Raw genomic sequence first — 9709 nt, forward strand, 5'->3', positions numbered from 1 at the left:
CCGCCGCCGGGCCACACCCGGAGCGGTGCCGCGCGCCTCAGCCGCGCCGACCGCGGCCCTGGCGGCCCTGGTCGTCGTCGTGCTCGTCGAAGCCCTGTCCGTCGTACGAGCCGCCCAGCAGTTCGTCCGCCAGCGACGGCAGATGGTCCAGCGGGGTCTCCTCGGCCCAGTCGGAGCGCGGCCGGCGCCGGGGGTTGCCGTCGGCGTCGATCTGGGGCATCTCGCGCGTACGGTCCTCGGGGTCCGCCGCACCGGCCGAACCGGCGGGGCCGGCCGAACCGGCGGGGCCGGCCGCACCGGCGTACCCGTCGCCGGACCACTCGTCCCGGAAGAAGCCGGGCGGCACCCGGTGCGCCGGGGCCTCGTCCCGTACGGGCGGCAGCACGGCCGTCTCGTCCGCCGCGCCCGCCGGGGGAACGGAAGGCAGTACGGCCGTCTCGTCGGCCGCGCCCACCGGGCGCACCGGCGGCAGTACCGCCGTCTCGTCCGCGGGTCCCACAGCGGCCGGCGGCTGCGGCAGCTCGGCGGTCACCTCGGAGTCGGCGTGGGTTTCCTGAGCGCCCGCGCCCGAGCCGCCGCGCTGGTCGCGCACCGGCCGCAGCACCGCCGTCTCCTCGACGCCCGCCTCAGGGGTGCCCGGCCGCGCCGCGGGTGACGACACCGCCGGTGTCGCGACCGTCGCCGCGTCCGGCGTCACGCCCGGGCGGGGCGTGCTGGGCCTGCGGGCCGCCGCGTCTGCGGCGGCCGCGGCAGCGGCCGCCTGGCGTCGGGCCTCCTCGGCGCGCAACAGCGCCTCCTCGGCCTTGCGCTGCTTCTCCAGGCGCCGCGCCTCCTCCTCCGCGCGGAGCCGGGCCTGCCGGGCCTCCTCCTCGGCGCGCAGCCGCGCCTCTTCCTCGGCCTGTCGGCGCCGACGCTCCTCCTCGGCCCTGCGGCGGGCCTCCTCCTCGGCCCGGGCCTTCTCCTCGGCGAGCAGCCGCTGCCGCTCCTCCTCGGCACGCCGGTGCGCCTCCTCGGCCCGCAGCCGGGCCTCCTCCGCCTGGCGTTCGGCCTCGCGGCGCTGCGCCTCCTCCAGCTCGCGCCGCTTGCGCTCCTCCTCCTCGGCGCGCAGCCTGGCGAGCTGCTCCTGGCGCTCACGCTCCAGCCGCTCCTCCTCGGCCTTGCGGGCGGCCTCTTCCTCGGCCTTGCGGCGGGCCTCCTCCTCGGCCTTCCTCCGCGCCTCCTCCTGGGCCTTGATCTCGGCCTCGGACAGCGGCAGCACGGTGTCGAGGCGATGCCGGATCACGGTGGTGACGGCCTCGGGCTCCTGTCCGGCGTCCACGACGAGGTAGCGGCCGGGGTCGGAGGCGGCCAGCGTGAGGAAACCGGACCGCACGCGCGCGTGGAACTCCGCCGGTTCGGACTCCAGCCGGTCAGGCGCCTCGGTGAACCGCTCGCGGGCCGCCTCCGGGGAGACGTCCAGCAGGACGGTGAGGTGCGGGACGAGACCGTCGGTCGCCCAGCGGTTGATGCGGGCGATCTCGGTCGGCGACAGATCGCGGCCGGCGCCCTGGTAGGCCACGGAGGAGTCGATGTAGCGGTCGGAGATGACAATCGCGCCACGCTCCAGGGCGGGACGGACGACGGTGTCGACATGCTCCGCGCGGTCCGCGGCGTACAGCAGCGCCTCCGCGCGGTGCGACAGCCCGGCCGAGGACACGTCGAGCAGGATCGAGCGCAGCCGCTTGCCGACGGGGGTGGCCCCCGGCTCGCGGGTGAGCACGACCTCGTGGCCCTTGGCGCGGATCCACTCGGCGAGGGCCTCGGCCTGGGTGGACTTCCCGGCGCCGTCGCCGCCCTCCAGGGCGATGAAGAATCCGTTCGACGTCGGCGCCTGGACCGGGTCGTCGCCGCCGAGGAGCGCGTCCTTGAGGTCCTGGCGCAGCGGCACACCGGACCGGTCGTCGACCTTGGCGAGCACCAGCGCGGCCACCGGCAGCAGCAGCGCCCCGACCAGCATCAGGGTGAAGGCGGCCCCGCCGTGCGCGAAGACGAACTTGCCGTTCTCCAGCCGGTGCGGGCCGATCAGCGCGGCGACCAGGGGTGCGATGAGGGCGCCGAGCGCGATGGCGACCCGGACGACCGCGTGCAGGTGCTCGGTGGTGCGCGCCCGGCGGTGTTCCTCGGCCTCCTGGTCGAGCAGGGAGTGTCCCGTGTTGGCGGCCACGCCCGCACCGATACCGGCCAGGGTGACGATCAGCAGCACCGTGGTGACGTCCGGGACGAGTCCCGCGGCCAGCAGTGCGACACCGGTGAACGCGATGGCGAGGGCCAGCAGCCGACGGCGCGAGAGCGAGGGCAGCAGGGCGGGGGCGGTGCGGATACCGACGGCGACACCGCCGGTCAGGCCCAGCACCAGCAGGCCGTAGAGGGCCGGGCCGCCGCCCAGGTCCTTGGCGTGCAGCACGCACACCGCGACCGCGGCGGCGATGGCCCCGGCCACGGCGGCGCAGGCCGGCACGAGGAGCGGGATCACGCCGGTACGGCCCTTGTCGACGCCGGCACCGGTGCGCGGGCGACGCAGGCCCTCCAGCGGGGACCGCGGGCGCGGGGTGCGGGTGTCGGGCAGTTCCAGGAAGGTCAGCACGGACAGGGAGGCGGCGAACAGGCCCGCCGCCACATAGGACCCGAGGGCCACCTGGTGCTGGTCGAACCAGGCCAGGCCGGTGCCCAGCAGGTTGTTGAGCAGGGCGGCCACGAGCAGGACGACGGCGGCCAGCGGGATCGCCAGGAAGCCGGTGCGCAGCGCGAGACGGCGCAGCGCGTCCAGGTGGTCGGGCAGCGGTCGTACGGTGGCGCCCTCCGGGGGCGGGGCGGGCAGCAGCGCGGGGGCCGCGCTCTCCCGGCACATCGTCCACAGCCGCTCGGCGACGCCGACCACGAAGGCGGTGACCAGCAGGGCGGCGAGCGCGTTGTCCGGGGTCCAGTCGATCCACAGCGGCGCGACGATCAGCAGCGCGGCGCGCACGCCGTCGGCGCCGACCATGGTCCAGCGGCGGTCGAGCGGGCCGTCCTGGGCGATGAGCGCGGTGATCGGCCCGAGGAGGACCGCTCCGAAGAGCAGGACGGCGACGATGCGCGCCGCGAAGATCGCCGCCACCGCGAACGCCACGCCCCGGTAGCCGCCGCCGAAGGTGCCTTCGGACAGGGCCGCCTGGAGGGCGAGGACGATCAGCACAAGGAGGGCGAGTGCGTCGCCGACCCCGCTCACGAGCTGTGCGCTCCACAGGCGCCGCAGTTGCGGTCGGCGCAGCAGGGAACGGACGGCGCGCTCGCGGGAGTCCGCGACCAGGGCGTCGTCCGGGGCTGTGGTGGGGGCCGTTGGCTGCTCGGCTCGCGTCATGCGTTCAGCCTATCCGCAGCCGCCGACACCACACCTCGCCCGTCGGGGCGTACGTACGCCCCGACACCAAAGTGATGCCGGGGCGTACGTTTCCGCGAAGCAGGAGCGGAGGTTGTCCGCCTCAGTCCTCCGTGCCGGAAGCCGTCACCTTGGAAGCCGTGGCCTTCGAGGCCGCCGCCTTCCTGGTGGTGGTCTTCTTGGCGGTCGTCTTCTTCGCGGCGGCCGTCGTCTTCTTCGCGGCCGTCTTCTTGGCCGCGGTCTTCTTCGCCGGCGCGGCCTTCTTGGCGGCCGCCTTCTTCGCGGTCTTCTTCGCCGGTGCCTTCGCGCGCTTCTCCGCGAGGAGCTCGAAACCGCGCTCCGGGGTGATCTCCTCGACGCTGTCGCCGGACCGCAGGGTGGCGTTCGTCTCGCCGTCGGTGACGTACGGCCCGAAGCGACCGTCCTTGACCACGACCGGCTGGCCGGAGACCGGGTCCTCGCCCAGTTCCTTCAGCGGCGGCTTGGCGGCGGCGCGGCCACGCTGCTTCGGCTGGGCGTAGATCGCCTGCGCCTCCTCCAGCGTGATCGTGAAGAGCTGGTCCTCGGTCTGCAGCGAGCGCGAGTCCGTGCCCTTCTTCAGATAGGGGCCGTACCGGCCGTTCTGCGCGGTGATCTCCACGCCGTCCGCGTCCGTGCCGACGACACGCGGCAGCGACATCAGCTTCAGCGCGTCCGCGAGAGTGACCGTGTCCAGCGACATGGACTTGAAGAGGGAGGCCGTGCGCGGCTTGACCGCGTTCTTGCCGGTCTTCGGGGTGCCCTCGGGCAGAATCTCGGTGACGTACGGGCCGTAACGGCCGTCCTTGGCGACGATCTGGTGGCCGCTCTCGGGGTCGTTGCCCAGCTCGAAGTCGCCGCTGGGCTTGGCGAGCAGTTCCTCGGCCAGCTCGACGGACAGCTCGTCCGGCGCCAGGTCCTCGGGGATGTCCGCGCGCTGGTGGCCCTCGGAGTCCTTCTCACCACGCTCGATGTAGGGGCCGTAGCGGCCGACGCGCAGCACGATGCCACTGCCCACAGGGAACGAGGACACCTCGCGCGCGTCGATCGCGCCCAGGTCGGTCACCAGTTCCTTGAGGCCGCCGAGGTGGTCCCCGTCGCCGTTGCCGGCGTCGGCCGCGGCGCCGATGACCGCGCCCTCGCCGAAGTAGAAGCGCCTCAGCCACGGCACGGCCTGCGCCTCACCCCGGGCGATGCGGTCGAGGTCGTCCTCCATCCGGGCGGTGAAGTCGTAGTCGACGAGCCGCCCGAAGTGCTTCTCCAGGAGGTTGACCACGGCGAACGACAGGAAGGAGGGGACGAGGGCCGTGCCCTTCTTGAACACGTAGCCGCGGTCGAGGATCGTGCCGATGATCGACGCGTACGTCGACGGGCGGCCGATCTCGCGCTCTTCCAGCTCCTTGACCAGCGAGGCCTCGGTGTAGCGGGCCGGCGGCTTGGTGGCGTGGCCGTCGACCGTGATCTCCTCGGCGGACAGCGGGTCGCCCTCGGCGACCTGCGGCAGACGGCGCTCGCGGTCGTCCAGCTCGGCGTTCGGGTCGTCGGCGCCCTCCACGTAGGCCTTGAGGAAGCCGTGGAAGGTGATCGTCTTGCCGGAGGCGCTGAACTCGACGTCCCGGCCGTCGGCGGCGGTGCCACCGATCTTCACGGTGACGGAGTTGCCCGTGGCGTCCTTCATCTGGGAGGCGACGGTCCGCTTCCAGATCAGCTCGTACAGCTTGAACTGGTCGCCGGTCAGACCGGTCTCGGCCGGAGTGCGGAAACGATCACCCGAGGGGCGGATCGCCTCGTGCGCCTCCTGGGCGTTCTTGACCTTCCCGGCGTACGTGCGGGGCTGGGGCGGCAGGTAGTCGGCGCCGTACAGCTGTGTGACCTGGGCGCGGGCGGCCGCGATCGCGGTCTCGCTCAGCGTCGTGGAGTCCGTACGCATGTACGTGATGTAGCCGTTCTCGTACAGCTTCTGCGCGACCTGCATGGTCGCCTTCGCGCCGAAGCCGAGCTTGCGGCTGGCCTCCTGCTGGAGGGTCGTCGTACGGAACGGGGCGTACGGCGAGCGCCGGTACGGCTTGGACTCCACGGAGCGCACGGAGAAGCGGGTGTTCTCCAGCGCGGCGGCGAGGGCGCGGGCGTTGGCCTCGTCGAGGTGGAGGATGCTCGGGCTCTTCAGCTGTCCGACGGAGTCGAAGTCACGGCCCTGCGCCACGCGCCTGCCGTCGACGGTCTGCAGCCGGGCGACGAGCGCCGACGGGTCGGACGGGTCCCCCGCGCGGCCGGTCGAGAAGGTGCCCGTGAGGTCCCAGTACTCGGCGGAGCGGAACGCGATGCGCTCGCGTTCCCGCTCGACGACGAGCCGGGTCGCCACGGACTGGACGCGGCCGGCCGACAGACGCGGCATGACCTTCTTCCACAGGACCGGCGAGACCTCGTAGCCGTACAGGCGGTCGAGGATGCGGCGGGTCTCCTGGGCGTCGACCAACTTCTGGTTGAGCTGGCGCGGGTTGGCGACGGCCTCGCGGATCGCGTCCTTGGTGATCTCGTGGAAGACCATCCGCTTGACGGGGATCTTCGGCTTGAGGACCTCCTGGAGGTGCCAGGCGATCGCCTCGCCCTCCCGGTCCTCATCGGTGGCGAGGAAGAGCTCGTCGGAGTCCTTCAGCAGGTCCTTGAGCTTCTTGACCTGGGCCTTCTTGTCGGCGTTGACCACATAGATCGGCTGGAAGTCGTGTTCGACGTCCACACCCAGGCGGCGGACCTCGCCGGTGTACTTCTCCGGCACCTCGGCGGCGCCGTTGGGAAGGTCACGGATGTGCCCGACGCTCGCTTCGACTACGTAGCCGGGGCCGAGATAGCCCTTGATCGTCTTCGCCTTGGCAGGCGACTCGACGATGACGAGTCGGCGGCCGCCCTGTGCGGTCTCGCTGGTCGGGGACAACTTGGCTCTTCTCTCCGGTCGACGCTGGGGGCCTCCCCAGGCCTTCGTATCCCGGGGTCGCGGCGTACTGCTGGCTCGTGTGACGCTGCGGAGTGTGACGGTACATCCCGCTCCCGTGTCAAACGGGAAAAGCCCACAACGGCCACTCGAACGGTAACCCGACTACCGCCATTCCTGCCGCCCGGAGTACCCGGCAACTGAGCGCCCCTTGTCCGGAGCGTGACGCTCCCCTCACGCTCGCGGCACCTGACGGCCGCCTGCGGGCCGACGTCAGAGGCAGGTCAGGCAGTACGCGGCGAGGGCCAGCGCGACGGTCCCGGCCACGCTCGCGAGCGTGGCCGATGCGACCTGGTTCACACCCTGGGCCACCGGCTCGCCGCGCCGCACCCGGACCCCTGTCCAGGCCAGCAGGGCGCCTCCGAACAGGGCGAACACCGTTCCCCCGAAGACCGCCGGCACGCTCTCCATCCCCCGCCCACCCCTTCCGCCCCGTCGGCTCCGCCCAGCGCCGGGAGGGTGGCATGCCAGGGAGTCCGGCGGGCGACATCGGGGTGAACGAACAGTCGACGCGTCACCCATCGCGGACGGGCGTGGCCTCCGGCCGGCAGCGGCGCACATATTTTTCCGGCCTTTTTCCCGCCGCCACCCGCGCCCCGCGCGCCGCCGGCCCCGCCCGGCCTCGTGCCCGGCCTCCTGTCCCGCCTCCTGCCACCGGCATACGCCAAGGATCCGAGGCCCCCTCTCGGGCTTCCGAGGAGTCACCTACGGCGACGGCCGCCGCCCTTGTCCGGGGGGCGGCCGCGGCCCCCTGCCGTGCCCTCCGGCTCAGCGCACCGGCCTCAGGAAGCCCTGTTCGATCAGCAGACGGATCTGGGCGGGCGTCCGGTCACGCAGCCGCACCGGGTCGTCGCCGACGAGCTGGGCGATGGCGTCCAGGATGCGGCCCGCGCTCAGGGTGCCGTCGCACACCCCCGCGAACCCCGCGCCGACCGTGTCCACCTTGGTGGCTCGCCGCATCCCGCGGTGCTGGCGCAGCACCACGTGCTCGGGGTCCTCGGCGCCGGGCAGCCCGACCTGCTCCTGGACCACTTCGGCGGTGAGCTCGAAGTGGCTCTCCAGCAGCGCGGCGTCGTCGTGCTCCCGGAGGTAGTCGAGGCGCTCGAAGTGCGCCCGGATCGTGTCCCCGAGGGGCTGTTCGACCGGGTGCGGCCACTCCTCCACGGTGACGACGGGTTCCGCGGCCGCGGTCCTGCGCAGGGTGATCCAGCCGAAGCCGACCGCCTTGACCTTGCGCGCCTCGAACTCGTCGAGCCAGGCGTCGTAGTGCGCCTGGTACTCCGCCGGGTCCGCGCGGTGGTCACCGGCGTCCCTCAGCCACAACTCGGCGTACTGCGTGACGTCCTGCACCTCGCGCTGCACGATCCAGGCGTCACACCCGCGCGGCACCCACGACCTGAGCCTGTCCTGCCAGTCCTCCCCCGCCACGTGCTGCCAGTTGGCGAGGAACTGCGCGAACCCGCCCTCGTTCAGCCGTTCCCCCGCCTGCTGAACGAGCGAGCGGCACAGATCGTCCCCGCCCATACCGCCGTCCCGGTAGGTCAGCCGGGCGCCGGGGGAGATCACGAAGGGCGGGTTGGAGACGATCAGATCGAACGTCTCGTCGTCCGCGACCGGCTCGAACAGGGAGCCCTCGCGCAACTCCGCCGCGGGCGCGCCGGAGAGCGCCATCGTGAGCGCGGTCATGTGCAGCGCGCGCGGGTTGACATCCGTGGCGGTCACGCGCGTGGCGTGCTGGGCGGCGTGCAGTGCCTGGATGCCGGAGCCGGTGCCGAGGTCCAGGGAGGAGGCGACGGGGGTGCGGACGGTGATGCCGGCGAGGGTCGTGGAGGCGCCGCCGACGCCGAGGACGACACCTTCGTCGCGCTGGCCGATCCCGCCCGCGCCGCCGACCGCGCAGCCGAGGTCGGAGACGATGAACCAGTCCTCGCCGCCCGGGCCGCCGTAGGGGCGCACGTCCACGGTCGCGGCCACCTCGTCGCCGCCCACGCGGGTGAGCCAGCCCGCCTCCACGGCGTCCTCGACCGGCAGCACGGACGCCACGCGCGCGTGCGGCACGGGTTGCTGGAGCAGGAACAACCGGACGAGTGTCTCCAGCGGCGTGTCGCCACGGGTCGCCCGCAGGGCGGGCACGGTCTCGCTGCGGGCCAGCGCCGCGTACGCGGGGGCGCCGAGCAGGTCGAGCAGCCCGTCGGCGGTGAAGGAGGCGGCCAGCAGCGCGTCCCGTAGACGCGCCGCGATCTCGGGGCGGTCGGAAGCGGGCAGGGGGGCGAGTCCGGAGTCAGTCACGCCCTCCATTGTGGCCCGCGGCGCCCACCGGGGGCGGCCTCAGCACGCCCCGCGCCCGTGCGTGTGGCGAGGTTCCGGGCGGGCCGGCGGACCGCACGGCGCTCCGCCGGGAGGCCCGCCGTCCGCACGGAACTTCGCCGGGAGGGCCGTCAGCCCGCCGAGGGCGATGTGCCGGAGGCGACCTTCTTGCAGCTGGCCTGCTGGGCGATCGCGTCCTTGACCTCACCCTGCTGGAGGTTCTTCAGCGCCTCGGTGCCGCTCTTGTGCTTCTTCTCCAGCTCCGTCATCTGCACCGCGACCTCGTGCAGACCCGAGGCGAACTTCCCCTGGTCCTTGGTGTTCAGGTCGTCGACCTGCTTCTTCAGGCCGGTGTAGGAGGCGGCGAGGCTGTTGAGGTTGCGCACCACGTCCTGCTGCCGCTTGGCGCCGCCGTCCACCCCGGGAGGCGCGCCGGCGCCGCTGATCGCCGCCGCGATCGCCTTGTAGCCGTCCGCCATGTCCTGGAAGGCCTGCGAGTCCGTCTTGCGGAGGGTCTCGGGCTTGGCGGTGTCGGCGGCCGTCGTGCTGATCGCCGCGTTCGCCGCCTTGATCTTGGCGTCCTGCGCGGGCACCGCGTCGCACACGGACTTGGCCCAGGCCTCCAGCTTGGGGTCGGGCCCCTTGTCGCCGCTGCCGGCGCATCCCGACAGCGCCACTACCAGTACCGCACCGCCGGACAGTGCGGCCGCGAGCTTCTTGTTCACCGGATAGGTCCCTTCCATGGCTCTCGGGCCCCGGAATCTACACGGCGGACGCTCGCCTCCCGCCCCTCGAACGGCCTATAAGTCAGCTTTTGTGACTCTTCGCACCATGAGAGAGAAGGCTCACCACGTGGCCGAGCCCACACACCGAGGCGGGGGGGGGGGGGGGGGGGGGGGGGCCGCCCCCCCCCCCCCCCCCCCGGGGGCGGCGCCCCCCCCCCCCGCCCCCCCCCCCCCCCCCCCCCCCGGGGGGGCCCCCCCCCCCCGGCGCCCCAC

The 9709-nt window shown here is 73.4% G+C and carries 5 protein-coding genes; all 5 read right to left on the reverse strand.

Translation table 11 applies throughout. From position 1 onward, the window contains the following. Positions 1-37: 37 nt before the first annotated feature. Positions 38-3379 carry a dTMP kinase gene (gene tmk, locus ACIBA9_RS30980; RefSeq protein ID WP_399368193.1) on the reverse strand — a complete coding sequence of 1114 codons (3342 nt, stop codon included), beginning with the start codon at positions 3377-3379 and terminating at the stop codon, positions 38-40. 121 nt (positions 3380-3500) lie between these two features. Next, on the reverse strand, positions 3501-6347 hold the full coding sequence (topA, locus tag ACIBA9_RS30985; RefSeq protein WP_399368195.1) for a type I DNA topoisomerase: 2847 nt from the start codon (positions 6345-6347) through the stop codon (positions 3501-3503). 270 nt (positions 6348-6617) lie between these two features. After that, entirely contained in the window at positions 6618-6815 is a 198-nt protein-coding gene (locus ACIBA9_RS30990) for a hypothetical protein (RefSeq protein WP_362150214.1), read from the reverse strand. Positions 6816-7172: 357 nt separating this feature from the next. After that, positions 7173-8702 (reverse strand): methyltransferase, encoded by a 1530-nt coding sequence (locus ACIBA9_RS30995; protein ID WP_399368197.1) that lies wholly within the window; start codon positions 8700-8702, stop codon positions 7173-7175. 140 nt (positions 8703-8842) lie between these two features. After that, positions 8843-9454: a small secreted protein gene (locus tag ACIBA9_RS31000; protein ID WP_399368199.1), complete on the reverse strand. Its 612-nt coding sequence runs from the start codon at positions 9452-9454 to the stop codon at positions 8843-8845. Between the last annotated feature and the right edge of the window lie 255 nt (positions 9455-9709).

This window comes from Streptomyces sp. NPDC051452 (genome assembly GCF_044454765.1).
GTDB lineage: Bacteria > Actinomycetota > Actinomycetes > Streptomycetales > Streptomycetaceae > Streptomyces.

What these genes read in the sequence shown, in the direction of transcription:
- tmk (WP_399368193.1), bottom strand. Translation starts at nt 3,379, where the DNA reads ATGACGCGAGCCGAGCAGCCAACGGCCCCCACCACAGCCCCGGACGAC.
- ACIBA9_RS30990 (WP_362150214.1), bottom strand. Translation starts at nt 6,815, where the DNA reads ATGGAGAGCGTGCCGGCGGTCTTCGGGGGAACGGTGTTCGCCCTGTTC.
- ACIBA9_RS30995 (WP_399368197.1), bottom strand. Translation starts at nt 8,702, where the DNA reads ATGGAGGGCGTGACTGACTCCGGACTCGCCCCCCTGCCCGCTTCCGAC.
- ACIBA9_RS31000 (WP_399368199.1), bottom strand. Translation starts at nt 9,454, where the DNA reads ATGGAAGGGACCTATCCGGTGAACAAGAAGCTCGCGGCCGCACTGTCC.